The organism is Chthonobacter rhizosphaerae (assembly GCF_013839525.1).
Classification (GTDB): domain Bacteria; phylum Pseudomonadota; class Alphaproteobacteria; order Rhizobiales; family Pleomorphomonadaceae; genus Chthonobacter; species Chthonobacter rhizosphaerae.
Window position 1 is genome coordinate 104,778 of record NZ_JACDIS010000001.1, and the last position, 20,949, is coordinate 125,726.

General features: G+C 72.6%; 19 protein-coding genes. 14 read left to right on the plus strand and 5 right to left on the minus strand.

Going from position 1 to position 20,949, the window contains the following annotated elements; translation table 11 throughout:
* Positions 1–4 precede the first annotated feature (4 nt).
* A complete protein-coding gene (locus HND91_RS00440) occupies positions 5–517 on the plus strand; it encodes a GNAT family N-acetyltransferase (RefSeq protein ID WP_181704549.1) in 513 nt (170 codons plus the stop codon).
* Positions 518–785: 268 nt separating this feature from the next.
* On the opposite strand, the gene HND91_RS00445 is transcribed toward HND91_RS00440, so the two are convergent.
* Positions 786–2,249, minus strand: a complete 1,464-nt coding sequence (locus tag HND91_RS00445) for a Y-family DNA polymerase (RefSeq protein ID WP_343057059.1) — start codon at positions 2,247–2,249, stop codon at positions 786–788.
* Positions 2,250–2,265: 16 nt separating this feature from the next.
* Positions 2,266–3,324, minus strand: coding sequence for an ImuA family protein (locus tag HND91_RS00450; RefSeq protein WP_181704550.1), 1,059 nt, complete (start codon positions 3,322–3,324; stop codon positions 2,266–2,268).
* A gap of 280 nt (positions 3,325–3,604) precedes the next feature.
* Between HND91_RS00450 and ppa the strand changes: the two genes are divergently transcribed.
* From ppa to HND91_RS00465, 3 genes are all read left to right on the plus strand, one after another.
* Positions 3,605–4,150, plus strand: coding sequence for an inorganic diphosphatase (gene ppa / locus HND91_RS00455; protein WP_181704551.1), 546 nt, complete (start codon positions 3,605–3,607; stop codon positions 4,148–4,150).
* Between the two features lie 224 nt (positions 4,151–4,374).
* A complete protein-coding gene (locus HND91_RS00460; RefSeq protein ID WP_181704552.1) occupies positions 4,375–4,980 on the plus strand; it encodes a LemA family protein in 606 nt (201 codons plus the stop codon).
* Positions 4,977–5,819 carry a TPM domain-containing protein gene (locus HND91_RS00465; protein WP_181704553.1) on the plus strand — a complete coding sequence of 281 codons (843 nt, stop codon included), beginning with the start codon at positions 4,977–4,979 and terminating at the stop codon, positions 5,817–5,819. Before HND91_RS00460 ends, HND91_RS00465 begins: the two co-directional genes overlap by 4 nt.
* 49 nt (positions 5,820–5,868) lie before the next feature.
* Here the strand turns inward: HND91_RS00465 and HND91_RS00470 are convergent, their stop codons facing one another.
* Positions 5,869–6,465 carry an N-acetylmuramoyl-L-alanine amidase gene (locus HND91_RS00470; protein ID WP_343057002.1) on the minus strand — a complete coding sequence of 199 codons (597 nt, stop codon included), beginning with the start codon at positions 6,463–6,465 and terminating at the stop codon, positions 5,869–5,871.
* 312 nt (positions 6,466–6,777) lie between these two features.
* Between HND91_RS00470 and HND91_RS00475 the strand changes: the two genes are divergently transcribed.
* Complete coding sequence (locus HND91_RS00475; protein WP_181704555.1) at positions 6,778–11,571, plus strand: NAD-glutamate dehydrogenase; 4,794 nt, start codon at positions 6,778–6,780, stop codon at positions 11,569–11,571.
* 39 nt (positions 11,572–11,610) lie between these two features.
* On the opposite strand, the gene gluQRS is transcribed toward HND91_RS00475, so the two are convergent.
* A complete protein-coding gene (gluQRS, locus tag HND91_RS00480; RefSeq protein ID WP_181705167.1) occupies positions 11,611–12,486 on the minus strand; it encodes a tRNA glutamyl-Q(34) synthetase GluQRS in 876 nt (291 codons plus the stop codon).
* A gap of 205 nt (positions 12,487–12,691) precedes the next feature.
* On the opposite strand from gluQRS, the gene HND91_RS00485 reads away from it, so the two are divergent.
* The 9 genes from HND91_RS00485 (at position 12,692) to HND91_RS00525 (ending at position 19,264) form a co-directional block, all read left to right on the plus strand.
* Positions 12,692–13,333 (plus strand): DNA-3-methyladenine glycosylase family protein, encoded by a 642-nt coding sequence (locus HND91_RS00485; protein WP_181704556.1) that lies wholly within the window; start codon positions 12,692–12,694, stop codon positions 13,331–13,333.
* Between the two features lie 24 nt (positions 13,334–13,357).
* Positions 13,358–14,011 carry an alpha/beta hydrolase gene (locus tag HND91_RS00490; RefSeq protein ID WP_181704557.1) on the plus strand — a complete coding sequence of 218 codons (654 nt, stop codon included), beginning with the start codon at positions 13,358–13,360 and terminating at the stop codon, positions 14,009–14,011.
* A gap of 85 nt (positions 14,012–14,096) precedes the next feature.
* On the plus strand, positions 14,097–14,288 hold the full coding sequence (locus tag HND91_RS00495; protein WP_181704558.1) for a twin transmembrane helix small protein: 192 nt from the start codon (positions 14,097–14,099) through the stop codon (positions 14,286–14,288).
* Between the two features lie 120 nt (positions 14,289–14,408).
* A complete protein-coding gene (locus tag HND91_RS00500) occupies positions 14,409–15,023 on the plus strand; it encodes an acyloxyacyl hydrolase (RefSeq protein WP_181704559.1) in 615 nt (204 codons plus the stop codon).
* Positions 15,024–15,134: 111 nt separating this feature from the next.
* On the plus strand, positions 15,135–15,713 hold the full coding sequence (locus HND91_RS00505; protein WP_181704560.1) for a cob(I)yrinic acid a,c-diamide adenosyltransferase: 579 nt from the start codon (positions 15,135–15,137) through the stop codon (positions 15,711–15,713).
* A 36-nt stretch (positions 15,714–15,749) separates the two neighbouring features.
* Positions 15,750–16,457: a rhomboid family intramembrane serine protease gene (locus tag HND91_RS00510; protein ID WP_181704561.1), complete on the plus strand. Its 708-nt coding sequence runs from the start codon at positions 15,750–15,752 to the stop codon at positions 16,455–16,457.
* Positions 16,458–16,603: 146 nt separating this feature from the next.
* Positions 16,604–17,353, plus strand: a complete 750-nt coding sequence (locus HND91_RS00515) for an electron transfer flavoprotein subunit beta/FixA family protein (RefSeq protein ID WP_181704562.1) — start codon at positions 16,604–16,606, stop codon at positions 17,351–17,353.
* A gap of 22 nt (positions 17,354–17,375) precedes the next feature.
* Entirely contained in the window at positions 17,376–18,308 is a 933-nt protein-coding gene (locus HND91_RS00520; RefSeq protein WP_181704563.1) for an electron transfer flavoprotein subunit alpha/FixB family protein, read from the plus strand.
* Positions 18,309–18,385: 77 nt separating this feature from the next.
* The gene (locus HND91_RS00525) at positions 18,386–19,264 is read left to right on the plus strand and encodes a 3-hydroxybutyryl-CoA dehydrogenase (RefSeq protein ID WP_181704564.1); all 879 of its coding nucleotides are present in this window, start codon (positions 18,386–18,388) and stop codon (positions 19,262–19,264) included.
* Positions 19,265–19,286: 22 nt separating this feature from the next.
* Here the strand turns inward: HND91_RS00525 and purH are convergent, their stop codons facing one another.
* Positions 19,287–20,873, minus strand: coding sequence for a bifunctional phosphoribosylaminoimidazolecarboxamide formyltransferase/IMP cyclohydrolase (gene purH / locus HND91_RS00530; RefSeq protein ID WP_181704565.1), 1,587 nt, complete (start codon positions 20,871–20,873; stop codon positions 19,287–19,289).
* Positions 20,874–20,949: the final 76 nt, after the last annotated feature.

The window sequence follows — 20,949 nt, forward strand, 5'->3', positions numbered from 1 at the left end:
CCCCATGAGCACCGTGTCGATCGATATCCGGCGTGCCCGGCTGGACGATGCCGCAGGCATCGCGGCCGTGCACGACCAGGCTTGGCGCTATGCCTACCGGGGGATTCTCCCGGGCATCGACCTTGAACGCATGGTGGAGCGCCGCGGACCCGCCTGGTGGTCCAAGGCCATCCGCCGGCACGTGATGGTCCTGGTGCTGGAGGTGGACGGCCAGGTGGTGGGCTATGCCACCGTCGGTCCCAGCCGCATGCGCACCTTGCCCTACAAGGGCGAGATCTACGAAATCTATCTCCTGCCGCAGTACCAGGGCCTCGGCCTCGGCCGGCGGCTGTTCCAGGCGGCCCGGCGCACCCTCGGCGACCTGAAGTTCAACGGCCTCGCCGTGCGGGCGCTGCGCGCCAACGACGGCGCGGTGGGCTTCTACCGCCGGCTCGGCGGCCGCACCGTGGTGGAGACGGGCGAGCGGGTGGGCGACACCGTGCTGCCGGTGCTGGTGTTCGGCTGGGACGCCGGCTGAGCGGCGGCGGGCAGCCTTTCTTTCCAGTGCGGGTCCCGTTCCGGCGCAGCGTTCTTTTGAGGACCGCCCTCCTTTCCAGGGCGGAGTCCCTTTCCGGCGCGGCGTTCCTTCTGGTGCCGCCTTCCCTTCCAGTGCGGGTCCCGTTCCGGCGGCGCCTTCCTTTCCGGTTCGGCCTTCGGGCGACGCCGTGCTCTTCTTCCGAAGCCCGGCGGCGGGGCCGGGATCCGGCCGGTCTCACCGCTTCCCGAGCCGGCCAGCCCTCTCCCGGTCAGGCGAAGAGGCCGTGCATGTACCAGCGCGGCGCCTCCACCTCGCGCACGTAGAGGCCGTCGCGGAACATCCAGAAGCGCCGGCCGTCCGCGTCCTCCACCCGGAAATAGTCGCGCGTGAAGGCCGCCTCGCCCTTCCACCACTCGGGCGCGATCCGCTCCGGACCCTCCGCCCGCACCACGTCGTAGAGCACGCGCCGCCAGCGGAAGCGCAGGGGCGGGCCGTCCGGCACGCCGGCGACGGTCTCCACCAGCTCCGGCTCGCCGAGGAGGCGGACCGGAAAGCGCGGCGGCTCGCCCGCGTCCGGCCGGGGCGCGTCCGCGAAGGCGAGCGCCCGCTCGGCGACGGCCGCCGCCGGGGCGAGCGCGGCGGTGAGCTCCGGCACGTGGCTGTCGAGGGGCAGGAAGCGGGTGACGGCCGAAAGGCCGAAGCGGGCGCCGAGCCGGTCGACGAGACGCTCCACCTCCACCGAGCGGTCCACGTCGCCGGAAAGGTCCGCCTGGGCGGCGTCGAGCGGCGCCGCGAGCCGCACCGTCAGGCGGACGAGGTCGTAGCCGAAGCCCGGATCGAGGCCGCCGCCCGCCCGGGTGGCGAGCCGCTCGCCGATGAGGCCGACGAGCGCCTTCGGGGTCCGGACCGGCCGGGCGGTGCCCACCTCCACCCGCGTCACGTGGCCGTCCGCCCGGAAGAGGGCGAGCTCAACGAGGCGGGCGCCCTCGCCCCGGGCCTCCAGGCCCTCGCAGAGGGAGCCGGCGAGCGACACCACCGTCGCCTCCACGGCGTCGAGCTGGGTGACCGGCTCGGCGAAGCGCCGTTCCGCCATGGCGGACGGGGCCGGCAGGCGCGGCGTGATCGCCTCCCCCTCGCGTCCGAAGGCCTGGTCCAGGCGGCGGGCGAGGAGCGGGCCGAAGCGGGCGGTGAGCGGCGCCCGCGGCGCTTCCGCCACGTCGGCGATCCGCTTCAGGCCCACCCGGTCGAGCGCCGCCACGGTCTCGGCCGGCAGGCGCAGGGCGGCGAGCGGCATGGAGAGGAGGAGCGGGCCGTGGCCGCCCGGCTCGGCCACCGGTCCGGGCCCCGGCCCGCCGGCGGGGGCGAAGCGGGCGAGCGCCCAGGCGGCGCCCACCGTGTCGGCCACCGCGCCCCGGACGGCGAAGCCCTGGGCGGCCAACCGCCCGGTCATGTCCGCCAGCATGGCCGCCTCGCCGCCGAAGAGATGGGCGCAGCCGGCCACGTCCAGCGCCAGCCCGTCGGGCGGGTCGAGGCCGACGAGGGGCGTGTAGCGGTCGGCCCAGTCGGCGATGGCGGCGAGGAGCGCCGCGTCGGCGGCCGGGTCCGCGTCGTCCACCGCAAGGGCGGGCAGCAGCGCCCGGGCGTCGGCGAGGCTGAGGCCGGGCCGGACGCCGGACGCCCGGGCGGCGTCGTCCACGGCGGTGAGCCGGACGGCGCCGGCGACGGTCTCCACCTGCGCCCGGGGCGGCTCAGCCGGAGCGCCGGCCGGCCTGGAACGCCACGACCGCCCCAGCCGGAGGCGGGCGAGACGATCGGTCGGCAGCCGGGGCAGCCAGATCGACAGGAAGCGGGCGCGGCGCGAGGTCTTTGAAGCGGCGTTCGTCACTGTTCCACTCCAGGTCCAGGCGGCCGGTGCGGCCGTCGCGGTTCTTTTCCAGGACGAGGGTCCAGGCCGGAAAGCCGGCCCCCTCGGTGAAGCCGTCCACCGGCTCGGACGGGCGTGGCGCCACCAGGAAGCGGGTCGCCGCCGCGGACGGACCGGGTGGCGCCCCCTGGAGCGCCAGGAAGAGCGGCACGCCGCTCTCCCGCGCCCGCAGCGCCAGCCGGCGCGAGGCGGTGAGGTCGAGCGCCCGCGGCAGGCCCTGCATCTCGCCGATCACCACGGAAAGGCCCGGGCAGCCGAGCCCCTCCTCCACCGCCCAGAGGACGTCCGCCGGCTGGCCCACCTCCACGACGAGGACGCGCGACGGGTCGAGGCCGAGCTGGGCGAGGCCGAGCGCCGCCGGCCGGCCGGCCTCGCGGGCGGCCCGGACGTCGCGCACCCAGAGCACCGGCCCGCGCCGCCCCTCGCCGAGGCTGGCCGCGAGCGCCGCCAGGAAGCCGCAGGCGGCCCCGGCCGCCCGGGTCTCGTCCGTGCGCACCATGTGGAGGGCGCCGAGCGGCAGGCCGCCGGCGAAGAGGCCGTCGAAGGCCGGCGCGCCCAGGCGGAAGCGCCCGCCCGCCTCGCCTGGACGGGCCGCCTCGCCCGGATCCGCCATCCCGCCGGCCGGCGGCGCGGACGGGCGCGGCGCCTCCAGGCGGGCGGCCGGGGCGATCCGCCCTTCCAGAACCGCCACGGCGCGCCGCAGGTCGTCGAGGCTGGGCGGCGCCGAACCGCCGGGGACCACCTCCGGGCGGCCGGCAGGGTCGCCGTCCGGACAGCCGTCCGCCGCCTCCGGCAGGAAGGCCGGGAGCGGAAGGGGAGCGGGCCGGTCGCGCAGGAACGCACGGATCCGTCCCGCGTCCTGAGGGCGGACGCGCGGCTGCATGCTCTCTCAAACTCTCTTTGTTCCACTTATGTTCTCATAGATTCCGAGCCGGCCCGAAAGAGTCAAGGGCTGGAGCGGAGCCGCGAGCGAAAGCACGCCCGCGCTGCCGGAAAGGCACAGGAGCCGGGTCCGCCGTCCGGCGCGGACCGGGTCCGTCCGGCTCCCGGGTTTGCTGCATCGCACAAAGGCGGACTTGGCGGCAGGCCCGGAAACGGCTAAACAGCCCCATCCTGCGCATGAGAAGCGCAGTCCGTTCGAGCAAGGATCTGGAGACTCGACCATGCGCATCGACGCCGTGCCGATTGGCAAGAACCCGCCCTACGACATCAATGTCATCATCGAGGTTCCGCTCGGCGGCGAGCCCATCAAGTACGAGATGGACAAGGAGGCCGGCGCGCTCTGGGTCGACCGCTTCCTCTACACCTCCATGCGCTACCCGGGGAACTACGGCTTCGTGCCGCACACCCTGTCGGACGACGGCGACCCGATCGACGTGATCGTCTGCAACACCCGCGCGATCATCCCGGGCGCGATCATGAACTGCCGCCCGATCGGCGTGCTGAAGATGCAGGACGAGAGCGGCGGCGACGAGAAGATCATCGCGGTGCCGGCCAGCAAGCTGACCAAGCGCTACGAGAAGGTCGAGAGCCACACCGACCTGCCGGACATCACGCTGAAGCAGATCGAGCACTTCTTCGAGCACTACAAGGACCTGGAGCCCGGCAAGTGGGTGAAGGTGATCGGCTGGGGCGACGCCGAGGAGGCCCGCTCGCTGATCCTGGAGGCGATCGAGAACGCCAAGAAGGCCAAGACCGCCGCCGAGTGACGCCGCCCGCCGGGGCAAGCCCGACATCGGAGCTTCTGGACGAAGGGTCGGCGCCGCGCCGGCCCTTTTGTTCATGGGGCCGCCCCAGAGCGGCGCCGGCACCGGCCGCCCCGCCGGGGACGGGCCTCGGTCCGGCGGTCTTCCAGGGGCGCGGGGTCTTGCCGAAGCCGGGCGGGCCGATCATCGTCCGGTGCCGAGCCGCTCCATTTTCCGCGGAGACCCGAATGACCGCCGCCGCCGTCCGTCCGCCGCTTCGCCTTCTCGTCGTCGCCCTCATGGGTCTCCTCCTCGCCGGCTGCGGGATGAACAGCATCCCGACCTACGAGGAGCAGGCCAAGGCCGCCTGGGCGCAGGTGGAGAGCCAGTACCAGCGGCGCGCCGACCTCATCCCCAACCTCGTCGAGACCGTGAAGGGCTTCGCCGCCCAGGAGCGGGAGGTGCTGACCGCCGTGGTGGAGGCCCGCGCCAAGGCCACCCAGGTGACCCTGCCGCCGGAGGCCCTGTCCGACCCGGACGCCTTGAAGCGCTTCGAGGCCGCCCAGGGCGCCCTCGGCGGCGCCCTCGCCCGGCTTCTCGCCGTGAGCGAGGCCTACCCGGACCTGAAGTCCAGCCAGAACTTCCTCGCCCTCCAGTCGCAGCTGGAGGGAACGGAGAACCGCATCGCCGTCGCCCGGCGGGACTACATCGAGGCGGTCCGCCTCTACAACACGGAGCTGCGCACCTTTCCGGGCCGGCTGTGGGCCTCCTTCCTCTATCCGGACGCCAAGCCCATGGCGACCTTCACGGCCGCCCCCGAAACGGCGACGCCGCCGAAGGTGAGCTTCCCATGACGGCCGCTCCGTTCGCCGGGCGCCGCGCGCGGCCGGTCGGCGCGGCCGCCCTGACCGGCGTCCTCCTCGCCGGCCTCGTGCTCGCCCTCGTGGCCCTCGCCGCGCCGGCGCTCGCCCAGGTGCCGCCCCTCACCGGCCGGGTGGTGGACGCCGCCGGCGTGCTGCCGGCGGACGTGGAGGCGCGCCTCACCGGGCGGCTGGAGGCCATGGAGCGGACGTCCGGCGACCAGCTGGTGGTCGCCACCCTGCCGAGCCTCGGCGAGCGGCCGATCGAGGACGTGGCCGTGGAGGCGTTCCGGACCTGGGGCCTCGGCCAGAAGGAGGAGAACAACGGCGTCCTCCTGCTGGTCGCCCCGACGGAGCGGCGGGTGCGGATCGAGGTCGGCTACGGGCTGGAAGGCGTCCTCACCGACGCCACCGCCCGGATGATCATCGAGACCGACATCCTGCCCCGCTTCCGCGACGGCGACCTGCCGGGCGGCGTGGTGGCCGGCGCGGAGGCGATCGCGGGCGCGCTTTCCGGCGACGCGGCGGATCTCGCCGAGCGGGTCGCCGCCTACGAGGCGCGCGAACGGCAAGCCGAGCGGGTGGAGACCCTGATGGTCTTCGGCGTCTTCGGCCTGGTGGCGGCGATCATGATCTGGCGCGTGGTGGCCGACTGGATCTGGCCGGAGCGCCGCGCCCGCCGCCTCGCCCGGCGGCGGGAGCGGGCGATGCGCGATCCCCTGTGGCCGAACCGGGGCTCCCGCACCGGCAGCCGCTCGTCCGACCGGCGGTCGGGCGGCTTCCGGGGCGGCGGCGGATCCTCCGGCGGCGGCGGGGCGTCCGGCGGCTGGTGAGGCCCGCGCCGTTCCCGGCCCGGAACGCCCGGCGGCGCCTCAAGCCCGGTCAGGCCCGGCCGAGGATGCGGGTGCGGACGGCATCGAGCGGGAAGGCCGGGCCGGGATCGGATTTGCGGCCGGGCGAGATGTCGTCATGGCCGAGCACGTCCAGGAAGCCGTAGGCCGCATGGAGCGCCTGGCCGATGGCGACGGTCTGATCGATCTGTGCGGCCGTGTATTCGTGCCAGCCGGCCTCGCCGGTCTCGTTCTTGTGGCGCGCGATCACCACGTCGGACGCCGGGACGGGCTTGCCCGTGCTGGTCTGCCAGGTGCCGTCCGCCTTCTTCGTCAACCGTCCCGCGTTGACGATCTCGATCCCGATCGACGAGCCGTTGAGCCCCTCGATCCCCTGCCAGCTGCTGCGGCCGGCATGCCAGGCGACCTTGTTGAACTCCACGAGCTGCGTGGCGGCGCCGGCCGGATCGAGGACGATGTGCGCCGAGGCCTTCGCCTCCGGGTTGGTGAGCCAGGACACCGCGCCCGACGCGGTGGTCCCGGCCGTGTAGTGGATGATGAGGTAGAGCGGCTTCAAGGCCCCGCCGCGGTTGGGCGACCGGTCGAACGGGACCGGCTGGCCGGCAAACTGCAGGACATGGGATTTCACCAAAAACGACATGTCGTCCCCCCGATGCATACGAATGATAGGCATGCCAAGGGAGTTTATACGGATTTTTGCTCGTGTGAATAACATGAGCGAGCACATGCAATCATGTCGCGAGCACCCGGCGCTGCGGAATGAACCGCGGGGTCGGGCGCCGTCGATTGGGCGCTTTCCGGCCATCTATTCCGTTTTTCGAACCGGCAGACTCACTCGGCATTGAACAAAGGCCGCCGCGGCGCGCTACAAGGATCGGGATCCCCGACGGGTACGGGACCGGGCGGCCGGCCCCTCCGCGAGGGATCCGGAGACCCTTGCATGCCGCAGACCTTCGACCTCCTCAAGGACGCCCGGATCGACGAAGCCGCCGCGATCGCCACGACGCGCGGCCAGACGGACCTCGCCGACTTCGTGCGCGTGTTCTTCGCCCGCGGCGCCGCGGAGGACGTGGCGGTCTACACGCCGGCCGAGCTGGTGGCCCTCGCCGAGGCCGCCATGGCGGATCTCGCCGGGCGCACCATCGGGCACCACCGGGTGACGGTGTTCGACCCGGACCATCCGGCCGCCGGCACCGCCCACACGGCGGTGACCGTGATCGAGATCCTCAACGACGACATGCCCTTCCTGGTGGACTCGGTGATGCAGGAGCTCGCCGAGAGCGCCGTGGACGTGCGCCTTCTCGTCCATCCCATCCTCAGCGTGCTCCGCGACGAGACCGGCGGCTTCCTGGGCTTCGCCGAACCGGGCGCTCCGAGCAGCGTGCGCGAGAGCCTGATCCACATCCACATCGCCCGGGTGCCGGACGCGGCGACCCGCAACGAGCTGGCCGCCCGGCTCGACACGGTGCTGCGGGACGTGCGCGCGGCCGTGACCGATTGGCCGGCCATGCGGGCGCTGCTCGCCGGCGTGATCGCAGACTACCGGGCCGCCCCACCGCCCCTGCCGGCCGAGGAGGTGGCGGAAGCGGTGGCTTTCCTGGACTGGCTCGCCGACGACAACTTCACCTTCCTGGGCTGCCGCGAATACGATGTCGAGATGGCGACCGGCGAGGCCGACCGCATCGCCCTGAAGCCGGAGACCGGCCTCGGCATCCTGAAGGACCCGGACGTGCGGGTGCTCCGGCGCGGGCGCGAACTGGTGCAGGTGACGCCCGAGATCCGCGATTTCATGAACCGGCCGGAGGCGCTGATCGTCGCCAAGGCCAACGTGAAGAGCCGCGTGCACCGGCGCGCCTACATGGACTACGTGGGCATCAAGCGCTACGACGGCGCCGGCACGCTGAAGGGCGAGGTGCGGATCGTCGGCCTCTTCACGGCGACCGCCTACACCCGCTCGGCCCGGGTCATCCCCTATCTTCGCAACAAGGTGGAGCGGGTGATCGCCAAGGCGGGCTTCGACCCGGCCGGCCATTCGGCGAAGACGCTGGCGGCCGTGCTGGAGAACTACCCGCGCGACGACCTCTTCCAGATCGACTTCGACACGCTCTACGAGTTCGCCATCGCGATCCTGGAGCTCGACGAGCGGCCGCGCATCCGCGTGCTGCCCCGCCGGGACAAGTTCGACCGCTTCGTCTCCATCCTGGTGTTCGTGCCGCGCGACCGCTACACCACCGAGGTGCGCATCCGGATCGGCGACTTCCTCGGCGCCATCTACCGGGGCCGGGTCTCGGCCTTCTATCCGTTCTTCCCGGAAGGCACCCTCACCCGCATCCACTTCATCATCGGCCGCGACGGCGGCGAGACGCCGAACCCGACCCGGCCGGAGCTGGAGGCGGGCGTCGCCGCCCTGGTGCGCACCTGGGGCGACGCCTTCCAGGACGCCGCGCGCCATCGCTTCAGCGCCGACCAGGCGCAACTGATGGTGAACCGCTGGGCGGGGGCCTTCTCGGCCGCCTACCGGGACAGCTACGACCAGAAGGAGGCTCTCGACGACGCGGCCGCGCTCGACCGGCTCGCCGCTCCCCGGACCACCGCCATCGCCTTCCGGGTGCCGCGCGACGCCTCGGCCGGCGAGGTGGCCATGAAGCTCTACCACCGTGGCGGCCCGGTCCCGCTGTCGGAACGGGTGCCTATGCTGGAGGCCATGGGCTTCCGGGTGATCGAGGAGCAGACCTTCGACGTGCCGCTGCCGGAGGCCGGCACGGTGATCCACGACATGCGCCTGGTGCGGGCGGACGGCCGCGAGGTGCCGCTCGACCGGTTCGCCGAGCCGCTCCGGGCACTCGCCATGGCGGTGATGTTCGGCGAGGCGGAGAGCGACCGGCTGAACGCGCTCCTCGTCTCGGCCGATCTCGCCTGGCGGGAGATCGCGCTCCTGCGCGCCCTGTCGCGCTATCTGCAGCAGGCGCGAATCCCCTACGAGCAGGGCTACATCGCCGACACGCTGAACCGGCATCCGGCGATCGCGGCCGTGCTCCTGGAGCTGTTCCGGGCCCGCTTCGACCCGGACCTCGCCGGAGACCGCGCCGTCGCAGAGGCGCGGGTGGCGGCCGACCTCGACGCCGCCCTGGAGGCGGTCACCAGCCTCGACGACGACGTGATCCTGCGCCGGATGGCCAATCTCGTCCGCGCGGCGATGCGGACCACCTTCTACCAGCTCGGCCAGGACGGCCGGCCCCACCCGGTGATCGCCCTGAAGTTCGACCCGACGAAGGTGGACGACCTGCCGGCGCCGCGTCCGTTCGCCGAGATCTGGGTCTATTCCCCCCGGGTGGAGGGCGTGCACCTGCGGTTCGGCAAGGTGGCCCGCGGCGGCCTGCGCTGGTCGGACCGGCCGCAGGACTTCCGCACCGAGGTGCTCGGCCTCGTGAAGGCCCAGCAGGTGAAGAACGCCGTGATCGTGCCGGTGGGCGCCAAGGGCGGCTTCTTCCCGAAGAAGCTGCCCGCCGGCCCGCGCGAGGCGGTGTTCGAGGAAGGGACCGCCGCCTACAGGCTGTTCGTCGGCACGCTCCTGGACCTCACCGACACCCTGTCCGGCGACGCCGTGGTGCCGCCGGACCGCACGGTGCGCCACGACGGCGACGACCCCTACCTGGTGGTCGCCGCCGACAAGGGCACGGCCACCTTCTCGGATACGGCCAACGGCATCGCGGACGCCCGCCGGTTCTGGCTTTCCGACGCGTTCGCGTCCGGCGGCTCCGCCGGCTACGACCACAAGAAGATGGGCATCACCGCCCGCGGCGCCTGGGAGGCCGTGAAGCGCCACTTCCGCGAGATGGACACCGACATCCAGACCACCCCCTTCACGGTGGTGGGCGTCGGCGACATGTCGGGCGACGTGTTCGGCAACGGCATGCTCCTGTCGCGGAAGATCCGCCTGATCGCCGCCTTCGACCACCGGGACATCTTCATCGACCCGGACCCGGACCCGGAGACGTCCTACCAGGAGCGCGAGCGCCTGTTCGCCCTCCCCCGCTCGTCCTGGGCCGACTATGACGCGACGCGGATCTCCGCCGGCGGCGGCGTCTTCTCCCGCAGCCTGAAGGCGATCGCGCTCTCGCCCGAGGCGCAGGCGGCCCTCGGCCTGGAGACGGCCCGCGCCACCCCGCAGGAAGTGATGCGGGCGATCCTGAAGGCGCCCGCCGACCTCCTGTGGTTCGGCGGCATCGGCACCTACGTGCGCGCCGACACGGAGACCGACGCGGACGCGGGCGACCGGGCCAACGACGCCATCCGGGTGACCGCGGCGGACCTCCGCGCCAAGGTGATCGGCGAGGGCGCCAACCTCGGCATGACCCAGCGCGCCCGCATCGCCTACAACCTGAAGGGCGGCCGCTCCAATTCGGACGCGGTGGACAATTCCGCCGGCGTCAACTCCTCCGACGTGGAGGTGAACATCAAGATCGCCCTCGGCCGGGCCGTCCGCGACGGCCGCCTGACGATCCCGGACCGCAACCGCCTGCTCGCCGCGATGACCCCGGACGTGGCCCGGCTGGTGCTCGCCAACAACTACCGCCAGAGCCTCTGCGTGTCCGTGGCCGAGACGGCCGGCATGGCCGACTTCGGCCACCAGCGCCGGCTGATCCAGTGGCTGGAGAGCCGAGGCCGCCTGGACCGGGCGGTGGAGACCCTGCCGGACGACGCCGCCCTCTCCGCCCGCGAGAAGGCCGGGCGGCCGCTCACCCGCGCCGAGATCGGCGTCCTCATGGCCTATGCCAAGATCGTGCTCTTCGACGATCTCCTGGAGAGCCGGGTGCCGGACGACCCGGCCTTCACGGATACGCTCATCGGCTACTTCCCCGCCGCCATGCGGGATGCCTACCGGGCCGACATCCTGGCCCACCGGCTCCGCCGCGAGATCGTCGCCACGGTGGTGGCCAACGCGGTGGTCAACCTCACCGGTCCGACCGTGACGGTGCGGCTCGCCGACCAGACCGGCGCTTCGGCGGGCGAGATCGTGGAGGCCTGGGCGGTGGCGCGGGCCGCCTTCGACGTGGACGCCCTGGTGGAGGCGGTGGACGCTCTCGACACCAAGGTGCCGGGCGCGGTCCAGAACGACCTCTACGGCCGAATCCGCACGGTGCTCCTGGAGGCGCCGCTCTGGATCCTCAGGAACGCGGACGCCACCGGCGGCCTCGACGCCCGCATCGCCCGGCTTAAGCCGGGGATCGCCGACTATGCGGTCCTGATGGACGAGGAGCCCCTGTCCGAGGCCGAGGCGGCGGACGCGGGCGCCCTCACACGCGCCGGCGTGCCGGCGGCCCTCGCCGCCCGGGCGGCGCGGCTTTCCCGGCTTGTGGGCGCGCTCGACGTGATCCGGGTGGCCGAGGCGGCCGGACGGCCGATCGCGGCCGCCGCGGAGGCGACCGCCGCGGTGTCGCGCCTGTTCCGGATCGACCGCATCGACGCCCTGGCGACCCGGCTGAAGCCCGCCGACTACTACGAGGGCCTCGCGCTCGACCGCGCCCGCCGGACCCTCGCCGAGGCGCACCGGCGTATGGCGACCGCCGCCGTCGCGCGCGGGATGAACGGCGCGGGCGTGGAAGCCTGGCTCGCCGACAATCGCGAGGCGGTGGACCGGACCTCCGCGACCATCGCCGAACTCCTGGCCGGGACGCCGAGCGTGGCGCGCTTCACCGTGGCGGCCGGGCTCCTCGCCGACGTGGCCGGCTGAGACGACGGACCGGGCCGAGGCGCCGTCCGCCGTCCGCCGTCAGAGCCCGACCATGCGGCGGATGTCCGCCGGGCTGGCGCCGGCGTCCCGGAGCGCCCTCAGGCTCGTCGAGCCGGCGGACTTGGAGAGCTTGCGTCCGTCGTCGCCGAGGATCAGCCGGTGGTGCCGGTAGACCGGCTCCGGCAGGCCGAGGAGCGCCTGCAGGAGCCGCTGCACGGCGGTGGCGAAGAAGAGGTCCTGCCCGCGGATCACCTCGGTGACGCCCTGGTCGGCGTCGTCAACCACCACGGCGAGATGATAGCTCGCCGGCGCGTCTTTGCGCGCGACGACGACGTCGCCCCAGGCGCGCGGATCGGCCGGGATCCGGCCGGTCCGGCCGTCCGGGCCGGCGCCGAGCTCGGTCCAGGCGAGTGGCCCCGCGAGCATGGCCGCCCGGTCCATCCTCAGACGCAGCGCGTGGGGCTCGCCGGCGGCCATGCGGCCCGCCGCCACCGCCGGATCGAGATCCCGGTCGAGCCCCGGATAGACGGGCGCGCCGTCCGGATCGCGCGGCCAGGGAACGCCCGTGCGGGCCTCCGCCTCGGCGATGGCCGCCTTCACGGCCGCGCGGCTCGCAAAGGACGGATAGGTGAGACCGAGGGCGTTCAGCCGATCGAGCGCCGCCCGATAGGCGGCAAGGTGCTCGGACTGCCGCCGCACGGGCCGTTCGTAGGGGACGCCGAGCCAGTCGAGATCGTCGAGGATGCGTTGAACGAAGACCGGGCGGGAGCGCTCGCCGTCGATATCCTCGATCCGCACCAGGAGGCGGCCGCCGGTCCGGTGGGCGGCCTCCTGGTTGAGGAAGGCCGACAGGGCGTGCCCCGGATGGAGGTCGCCGTTCGGCGACGGCGCGAAGCGGTAGACCGGCCCATCCATGCTCACCGAAGCGCCTCGCTGTTCCGTCCGGCCATGATGCCCTCCCGGTGATCCCGCCACGGCGTCCGGGCGAGCGCAGACGACCCCTTGCGGGTCCGGGACTTCTTCTACAGCCTCTTCGCCATCCGGCGGAACCGGCAGCCGCGAGCGTGGCTTTCGGGCACGCCGCCGGCGCCCTTGCCGGACGTGATGCCGAGAACCGCCCATGCGCCTCCTCCTTTCCGCCGACGACATGACCGAGGGCCTCGACGCCCTGGTGGCTGCCGATCCGCGCCTCGGGCCGCTTCGCGAGGCCTGCGGCACGGTGGAGATCCGCCACCGGCCGCCCGGCTTCGAGGGCGTCGCCCGAATCGTCGTCGCCCAGATGGTGTCGGTGGCGAGCGCCACCGCGATCTGGAACCGGCTGGACCAGACCCTCGGCACGGTGACCGCCGAGACCGTGCTCGCCGCCGACGACGCGACCCTCAGGGCGGCGGGCCTGTCCGGCGCCAAGTCCCGGACCCTGCGGGCGGTGGCGGCCGCCGTCCGGGACGGGCTCGACCTGCAGGCCCTCGCGGAGGCGCCCGCCGACGACGCGGTCGCGGCGCTCGTCGCCCTGCCGGGAATCGGTCGCTGGACCGCTGAGATCTTCCTTCTCTTCTGCGCCCGGCACGCGGACGTCTTTCCAGCCGGCGACCTCGCCCTCCAGGTGGCCGCCATGGAGGGCCTCGGCCTTCCGGCCCGGCCGACCGAGAAGGAGATGCGGCAGATGGCCGAGGCCTGGTCGCCGTGGCGGGGCGTTGCGGCCAAGCTCTTCTGGGCCTACCACAAGGTCTGCCGGGAGGGCCGCGCCGCCGTTCCGGTCTGACGCCCGCTTCAACCGGAGACGCCGATGAGTTCCCTGGATGGTCCCCGCCTCGCCCCCGCCGCCGGCGGCCAAGCCACCGGCCTCGTGGTCCTCGTCCACGGCTACGGGGCGGACGGCAACGACCTGATCGACATCGGACGCGCCTTCGCGCCGCATCTGCCCTCCGTCGCGTTCGCGAGCCCGCACGCGCCGAGCCCGTGCGGCATGTCGGCCATGGGCCGGGAGTGGTTCCCGCTCACCTTCCGCGACCCCGCCGAGTACCGGCGCGGCGTGCAGGCGGCCGGGCCCGCGCTCGCCGCCTTCCTGGACGCGGAGCTCGCCCGGCTCGGGCTTGCCGGCGACCGGCTGGTGCTGGTCGGCTTCAGCCAGGGCACCATGATGGCGCTCCACGCCGGCCTCAGGCGCACCGTCGGCCCGGCCGCGATCGTGGGCTACTCCGGCCTCCTCGCCGATCCGGAGGACCTGTCCGGCATCACCGCACGCCCGCCGGTGACGCTGATCCACGGCGACCGGGACGACGTGCTGCCGATCGCCTTCATGCACCGGGCCGCGGCGGCGCTCGGGGAGGCGGGCGTGCCGTGCGCCTTCCACGTCTGTCCGGGCGTCGCGCACGGCATCGACCAGCGCGGCCTCGCCCTCGGCCTTTCGGCGATCCGCAGCGCTCTCAGCCCCGCCTGACGCCGCGTGGCCGCCCGTCCCCTTGTGGGGTCGGCCGACCGCGCCATATGCCGTTGCCGTGCCGCTCCTCCCGCCAAGGATTCCCATGCTGACGTTCGCCCAGTTCCTCCTGCCGGTCGCCCTCGCCGCGGTGGCGATCGTGCTCTTCCTCGGTCTCGCCAACATGGTGCGGGGTGGCAGCTCGAGCCGGTCGCAGACCCTGATGCGCTGGCGCGTGGGCCTGCAGGCCATCGCCGTGGCCGTCATCATGCTGACGATCTGGCTGATGGGGCGCTGATGCAACGGTTCCCATAAAACCTGCATGACGGGTGATTGAAGGCGGCGGCGCACGGTTGTCCCGGCGACGGCTCTCGGCCACGGTCGAGGCCTTGATCGATTCGCCTCGCGGAGCCTTCCGATGCTGTTCAACCTCGGCCGCCGATCGGGCGGCCTGTCGTCCGTCCTCCTGACGGGCGCGGTTCTCCTCGCCCTCGCCGGTCCGGCCTTCGCGGCCGACCTGGATCCGTCCCACGCGGCCGCGACGCCCCTGGCCGAAGCCGCCCCGGCGGAGGCTTTCCGGCTGTTCGACGAGGTTCGCGCGCGGATGCTCGGCACGGCCGTGTTCGAGGACGACACGGGGGTCGGCGTCGGCGCCGAGATCCTCTCCTCCGGCCTGCCGATCGACAGCGGCAATTCGCTCGTGGATTTCGTCTTCGGGCCCCGCCTTCATGCGGGCGTGGTGGCGCCGGTCGACTCCGACCCGGCCTATGGCTACGCGGGCTTCACCTGGACGATCCCGGTGACGGACGCGCTGTTCCTGGAGGCCTCGCTCGGCGGCGCGCTCAACACGGGCGGCGACAACGGCCCGCTCGGCTGCGTGGCCACCTTCCGGGAAGCGGCGGCGGTGGGCTGGTCACTGGACGAACACTGGCGCATTCTCGCCGGCATCGAGCACCTGTCGCACGCGGACCTCTGCGGCGACGACAATCCGGGGATGACCTCCGTCTCCGCCTCCGTGGGCTACCGCTTCTGACGCCCGGCCCGCCGACCCGCGACGACCGTCGCGGAGGTCGGCCGCCGGTGTGAGATCCGGCTCCGGGCGCGGCGGGAGGCCCGTCGCGCCGGACACGGAAAGGCTGACCAGATGGTGGTTCTGAACCGAATCTACACCCGCACCGGGGACGCCGGCACCACGGCGCTCGGGTCCGGCGAGCGCCGGCCGAAGTACGACCTCCGGGTCTCCAGCTACGGCACCGTGGACGAGACCAACGCCACCATCGGTCTCGCCAGGCTCCATACCGCCGGCCTGCCCGACGTGGACGCCATGCTGGCGCGCATCCAGAACGACCTGTTCGACCTTGGCGCCGACCTCGCGACGCCGGACACCGGCGAGCCGCTCGGCTACGAGCCCCTGCGCATCCTCGCCTCCCAGGTGACCCGCCTGGAGGGCGAGATCGACGCGCTCAACAAGGACCTGTCGCCGCTGCGCTCCTTCGTGCTGCCGGGCGGCACGCCGGCGGCAGCCTACCTGCACCTCGGCCGCACGGTCTGCCGGCGCGCCGAGCGCCTGGTGGTGGAACTCGCCGCCGACCCGGCCGAGCCGGTCAACCCGGAGGCGGTCAAGTACCTGAACCGGTTGTCCGACTTCCTGTTCGTGGCGAGCCGCTGGGTGAACGACAAGGGCGCCGCCGACGTGCTCTGGGTGCCCGGCAAGACCCGCTGACGACCCCGCGACGGCGAGGCGGAGACCGCAAGACCGATGTTCGTGCCCCTCTACGACCACAACCCGCTGGAGCATATCCCGCGCCCATTCGTGAACTGGTCGATTATCGCGGTCACCTGCCTCGTCTACTTCGTGTTCCAGAGCGACATGGTGGTGGAGGCCTACTACGCCGCCGCGTTCGGGCTCGGCCTGACGCCGCTCTACCTGTTCGACGGCCTGCCGGCGCCGGAGGGGCTGGACCTCGTGCCCGAGTGGACCACGGTGGCGACCTACGCGCTCGTCCACGGCGACGTGTGGCACCTTCTCGGCAACATGGTCTTCCTGTGGGTGTTCGGCGACAACGTGGAGGACGCGGTCGGCCATCGGCGCTACCTTGCCTTCTACGTGCTCACCGCGGCCGCGGGCGGGCTGACCCATGCGGCCATGATGCCCCATTCGGACACGCTGCTGGTCGGAGCGTCCGGCGCGGTGGCGGGCGTGGTGGGCGCCTACCTGATGCTCCACCCGCGCACCAAGCTGTGGATCCTGGTGCTCGGCCGCATTCCGCTCCGCCTCACGGCCCGCTGGCCGCTGGCCCTCTGGGTCGCCATCCAGGTGGTCTCGGCCGTCACCACCGAGGAGGAGGCGGTCGCCTGGTGGGCCCACGTGGGCGGGCTCGTCGCCGGCGTGCTGCTCATCCTGGTGATGCGCCGGCCCGGCGTGCCGCTGTTCGACCGGAACCTGGTGGCGCAAGCTCCCACTTGACGCAAACGTAAGCCAAAGGTTCGATGCGACCACGGTATGCGTTGACAGTCCCTCGGCGCGGTCTTTAGGGTCCGCCGGGATATTGCGCCGCAATAAGTCCGATACATCGGCCGCCGCGACAGAACGGCGGCCCGGGAGGTATCCTCATGAAGATTCTCGTGCCCGTGAAGCGGGTCGTCGACTACAACGTGAAGATCCGCGTGAAGGCGGACGGCACCGGGGTCGACCTCGCCAACGTGAAGATGTCGATGAACCCGTTCGACGAGATCGCCGTCGAGGAGGCGCTGCGGCTGAAGGAGGCCGGCAAGGCGACCGAGGTGGTGGTGGTGTCGATCGGCCCGGCGCAGGCCCAGGAGACGATCCGCACCGCGCTCGCCATGGGCGCCGACCGCGGCATCCTCGTCCAGGTGGACGGCATCGTGGAGCCGCTCGCCGTCGCCAAGATCCTGAAGGCGGTGGCGGCCGAGGAGGCCCCGGGCCTCGTGATCCTCGGCAAGCAGGCGATCGACGACGACTGCAACCAGACCGGCCAGATGCTGGCCGCGCTGACCGGCTGGGGCCAGGGCACCTTCGCCTCCAAGGTCGAGCTCGACGGCGAGGCCGTGAACGTCACCCGCGAGGTGGACGGCGGCCTGCAGACCGTGCGGCTCACGCTGCCGGCGATCGTCACGACGGACCTGCGCCTCAACGAGCCGCGCTACGCCTCGCTGCCGAACATCATGAAGGCCAAGAAGAAGCCGCTCGAGACCAAGTCCGCCGCCGACTACGGCGTCGACACCGCGCCGCGGCTGAAGGTGGTGAAGACCGCCGAGCCGAAGGGCCGCGTGGCGGGCGTGCGCGTCGCCTCCGCGACCGACCTCGTGATGAAGCTGAAGACCGAAGCCGGCGTGCTCTGAGCGACGGGAGAGAGATGACACCATGACCACCCTTCTTCTCGCCGAACACGACAACGCGACGCTCAAGGACGCCACCGCCAAGTCGCTCTCCGCCGCTCTCCAGATGGGCGAGCCCGTGCACGTGCTGGTCGCCGGCTCCGGCGCCTCCGCCGTCGCCGCCGAGGCCGCCAGGTTCGCCGGCGTCGACAAGGTGCTCGTCGCCGACGACGCCAGCCTCGCCCACCAGATGGCGGAGCCGCTGGCGGCTCTGATCGTGGCGCTCGCCCCCGCCTACCGGGCGATCGTCGCCCCGGCCACCACCACGTTCAAGAACGCCCTGCCCCGGGTGGCGGCGCTTCTCGACGTGATGCAGGTGTCGGACGTCACCGCCGTCGTCGGCCCGGCCTCGTTCGAGCGGCCGATCTATGCCGGCAACGCCATCCAGACCGTGGAGGCGACCGACCCCAAGGTGGTCGTCACCGTGCGCACCGCCGCCTTCAAGGCGGCCGAGGCCGGCGGCTCCGCCCCGGTGGAGACCGTGTCCGCCGCCGGCGACCCGGGCGTCTCGTCCTTCGTCGGCGAGGCGATCTCCGAGAGCGACCGGCCGGAGCTGACCTCCGCCAAGATCATCGTCTCCGGCGGCCGGGCCCTCGGCTCGGCGGAGAAGTTCCAGGAGGTGGTGATCCCGCTCGCCGACGCCCTCGGGGCCGCCGTCGGCGCCTCGCGCGCGGCGGTGGACGCCGGGTACGCGCCGAACGACTGGCAGGTGGGCCAGACCGGCAAGGTGGTCGCCCCCGACCTCTACATCGCCCTCGGCATCTCCGGGGCCATCCAGCATCTGGCCGGCATGAAGGACAGCAAGGTCATCGTCGCCGTCAACAAGGACGAGGAGGCGCCCATCTTCCAGGTCGCCGATTATGGACTTGTCGGGGACCTGTTCGACGTCGTACCAGAACTCACCAAGGCGCTCGGATGATCGATGGTTCCGGCGCACCCAGGGCGGTGCGCCGGCCGCCGTCGGGAGCGGGCCCGCGTTAGAAGTCGAGGACGGGTATGGTCGAGATCAACTCCGTGGGCGTCATCGGTGCCGGCCAGATGGGCAGCGGCATCGCCCATGTCTGCGCCCTGAAGGGCTTCAAGGTCGGCCTGCACGACACGTCGCCCGACCGGATCGAGGCCGGTCTCGCGACCATCAACGGCAACCTGACCCGCCAGGTGGCCGGCAAGAAGATCAGCGAGGAGGAGCGCGTCGAGGCGCTCGGCCGGATCCACCCCGTGCTGACCCTCGACGAGTTCGGCGACTACGACCTCGTCATCGAGGCCGCCACCGAGAACGAGACGGTGAAGCGCAAGATCTTCAGCGCGCTCTGTCCGTCGCTGAAGCCGGAGGCGATGGTCGGCACGAACACGTCGTCCATTTCGATCACGCGCCTCGCCGCCTCCACGGACCGGCCGGAGCGCTTCATCGGCATTCATTTCATGAACCCGGTGCCGGTGATGCAGCTCGTCGAGCTGGTCCGCGGCATCGCCACCGAGGACGAGACCTTCGACGCCGCCAAGCAGTTCGTCGCGCGTCTCGGCAAGACCATCGCGGTGTCGGAGGACTTCCCGGCCTTCATGGTCAACCGCATCCTGCTGCCGATGATCAACGAGGCGATCTACACGCTCTACGAGGGCGTCGGCTCGGTGGACGCCATCGACACCGCCATGCGGCTCGGCGCCAACCACCCCATGGGCCCGCTGCAGCTCGCCGACTTCATCGGCCTCGACACCTGCCTGTCCATCATGCAGGTGCTCTACGAGGGCCTCGCCGACAGCAAGTACCGCCCCTGCCCGCTGCTGGTGAAGTATGTCGAGGCCGGCTGGCTCGGCCGCAAGACCCAGCGCGGCTTCTACGACTACCGCGGCGAGACCCCGGTTCCGACCCGCTGAGGCGTCGAGGCCCGTCCGCCGCTCAGTGGCGGAAGTGGCGCATGCCGGTGAACACCATGGCGAGGCCGGCGGCGTCGGCGGCGGCGATGACCTCGTCGTCGCGGACCGACCCGCCCGGCTGGATCACCGCGGTGGCGCCGGCCTCGATGGCGGCCTCCAGGCCGTCAGCGAAGGGGAAGAAGGCGTCTGAGGCGACTACCGCGCCCTCCGTGAGCCGCTCCGCGACGCCGGCCGCGCGGGCGGCGTCCTCCGCCTTGCGGGCGGCGATGCGGGAGCTGTCCACCCGGCTCATCTGGCCGGCGCCGATGCCGACGGTGCGGCCGTCCTTCACGTAGACGATGGCGTTCGACTTCACGTGCTTGGCCACCTTGAAGGCGAACAGCATGTCGGCGAGCTCCCGGTCGGTCGGCGCGCGCCGGGTCACGACCTTGAGGCCGTCCGCGGTGACGACGCCGTTGTCCCGCGACTGGAACAGGAGGCCGCCCGCGACCGTGCGCACGGACAGGCCCGGGGCCCGCGGGTCCGGCAGGCCGCCGGTGACGAGGAGGCGCAGGTTCTTCTTGGCGGCGACCAGCGCCACCGCCTCGTCGGTGGCGTCCGGCGCGATGATGACCTCGGTGAAGACATCCACGATCCTCGCCGCCGCGTCCGCGTCGAGGGTCCGGTTGAGGGCCACGATGCCGCCGAAGGCCGACACCGGATCGCAGGCGAGCGCCTTGCCGTAGGCCTCCGCGAGGCTGGCGCCGGTCGCCACGCCGCACGGGTTGGCGTGCTTGATGATGGCCACGGCGGGCTCGTCGGCGAACTCGGCCACCAGTTCGAACGCCGCGTCCGTGTCGTTGATGTTGTTGTAGGAGAGCTGCTTGCCCTGGAGCTGCCGCGCCGTGGCGACGCCCGGCCGGTTGCCGCCGCCCACGTAGAAGCGCGCCCACTGGTGCGGGTTCTCGCCATAGCGCAGCGCCTCCTGGAGCCGGCCGCCCACGGCCGCGAAGTCGCCGGTCTCGCCGCCGAGGGCGCCGGCGAACCAGCCGGAGATCGCCGCGTCATAGGCGGCGGTGCGGCTGAAGGCCTTCGCGGCGAGCCGCCGGCGGAGGTCGAACGGCACGCCGCCCGCGTCCAGTTCGGCGAGAACGGCCGCATAGTCGGCGGGCTCTACGACCACGGTCAGCCAGGCGTGGTTCTTGGCGGCGGCGCGGATCATGGCCGGCCCGCCCACGTCGATGTTCTCGATGGTGTCGTCCACGGAGGCGCCGCGGGCGACGGTGGCCTCGAACGGGTAGAGGTTGACCACCAGGATGTCGATCGGCTCGATGCCGTGCGTCCGCAGGGCCGCCTGGTGCTCGGTGTTGTCGCGCACGGCGAGGAGACCACCGTGCACCTTCGGGTGCAGGGTCTTCACCCGGCCGTCCATGATCTCCGGGAAGCCCGTCATGGCGGCGACCTCGGTCACCGGCACGCCGGCCTCCTCCAGCATGGCCCTGGAGCCGCCGGTGGTCAGGACCTCGACGCCCCGGTCGGCGAGCGCCCGGGCGAACTCCACCAGGCCAGCCTTGTCCGAGACGGAGATGAGAGCCCGCTTCGGCTGGATGCGGTCGAGGTGGCCGGTCATGAGAGGACTCCGGGGCAAGCGCAGAAGGGTGGCGCGCGCGATAGCACGGATCCGCCCGCGGCGGAACCCGGCGCGC

Bases quoted from the DNA above. Each gene is read 5' to 3' on its own strand.
- HND91_RS00440 (WP_181704549.1), top strand. From the start codon at position 5: ATGAGCACCGTGTCGATCGATATCCGGCGTGCCCGGCTGGACGATGCC.
- HND91_RS00450 (WP_181704550.1), bottom strand. From the start codon at position 3,324: ATGCAGCCGCGCGTCCGCCCTCAGGACGCGGGACGGATCCGTGCGTTC.
- ppa (WP_181704551.1), top strand. From the start codon at position 3,605: ATGCGCATCGACGCCGTGCCGATTGGCAAGAACCCGCCCTACGACATC.
- HND91_RS00460 (WP_181704552.1), top strand. From the start codon at position 4,375: ATGACCGCCGCCGCCGTCCGTCCGCCGCTTCGCCTTCTCGTCGTCGCC.
- HND91_RS00465 (WP_181704553.1), top strand. From the start codon at position 4,977: ATGACGGCCGCTCCGTTCGCCGGGCGCCGCGCGCGGCCGGTCGGCGCG.
- HND91_RS00475 (WP_181704555.1), top strand. From the start codon at position 6,778: ATGCCGCAGACCTTCGACCTCCTCAAGGACGCCCGGATCGACGAAGCC.
- gluQRS (WP_181705167.1), bottom strand. From the start codon at position 12,486: ATGGATGGGCCGGTCTACCGCTTCGCGCCGTCGCCGAACGGCGACCTC.
- HND91_RS00485 (WP_181704556.1), top strand. From the start codon at position 12,692: ATGCGCCTCCTCCTTTCCGCCGACGACATGACCGAGGGCCTCGACGCC.
- HND91_RS00490 (WP_181704557.1), top strand. From the start codon at position 13,358: ATGAGTTCCCTGGATGGTCCCCGCCTCGCCCCCGCCGCCGGCGGCCAA.
- HND91_RS00495 (WP_181704558.1), top strand. From the start codon at position 14,097: ATGCTGACGTTCGCCCAGTTCCTCCTGCCGGTCGCCCTCGCCGCGGTG.
- HND91_RS00500 (WP_181704559.1), top strand. From the start codon at position 14,409: ATGCTGTTCAACCTCGGCCGCCGATCGGGCGGCCTGTCGTCCGTCCTC.
- HND91_RS00505 (WP_181704560.1), top strand. From the start codon at position 15,135: ATGGTGGTTCTGAACCGAATCTACACCCGCACCGGGGACGCCGGCACC.
- HND91_RS00510 (WP_181704561.1), top strand. From the start codon at position 15,750: ATGTTCGTGCCCCTCTACGACCACAACCCGCTGGAGCATATCCCGCGC.
- HND91_RS00515 (WP_181704562.1), top strand. From the start codon at position 16,604: ATGAAGATTCTCGTGCCCGTGAAGCGGGTCGTCGACTACAACGTGAAG.
- HND91_RS00520 (WP_181704563.1), top strand. From the start codon at position 17,376: ATGACCACCCTTCTTCTCGCCGAACACGACAACGCGACGCTCAAGGAC.
- HND91_RS00525 (WP_181704564.1), top strand. From the start codon at position 18,386: ATGGTCGAGATCAACTCCGTGGGCGTCATCGGTGCCGGCCAGATGGGC.
- purH (WP_181704565.1), bottom strand. From the start codon at position 20,873: ATGACCGGCCACCTCGACCGCATCCAGCCGAAGCGGGCTCTCATCTCC.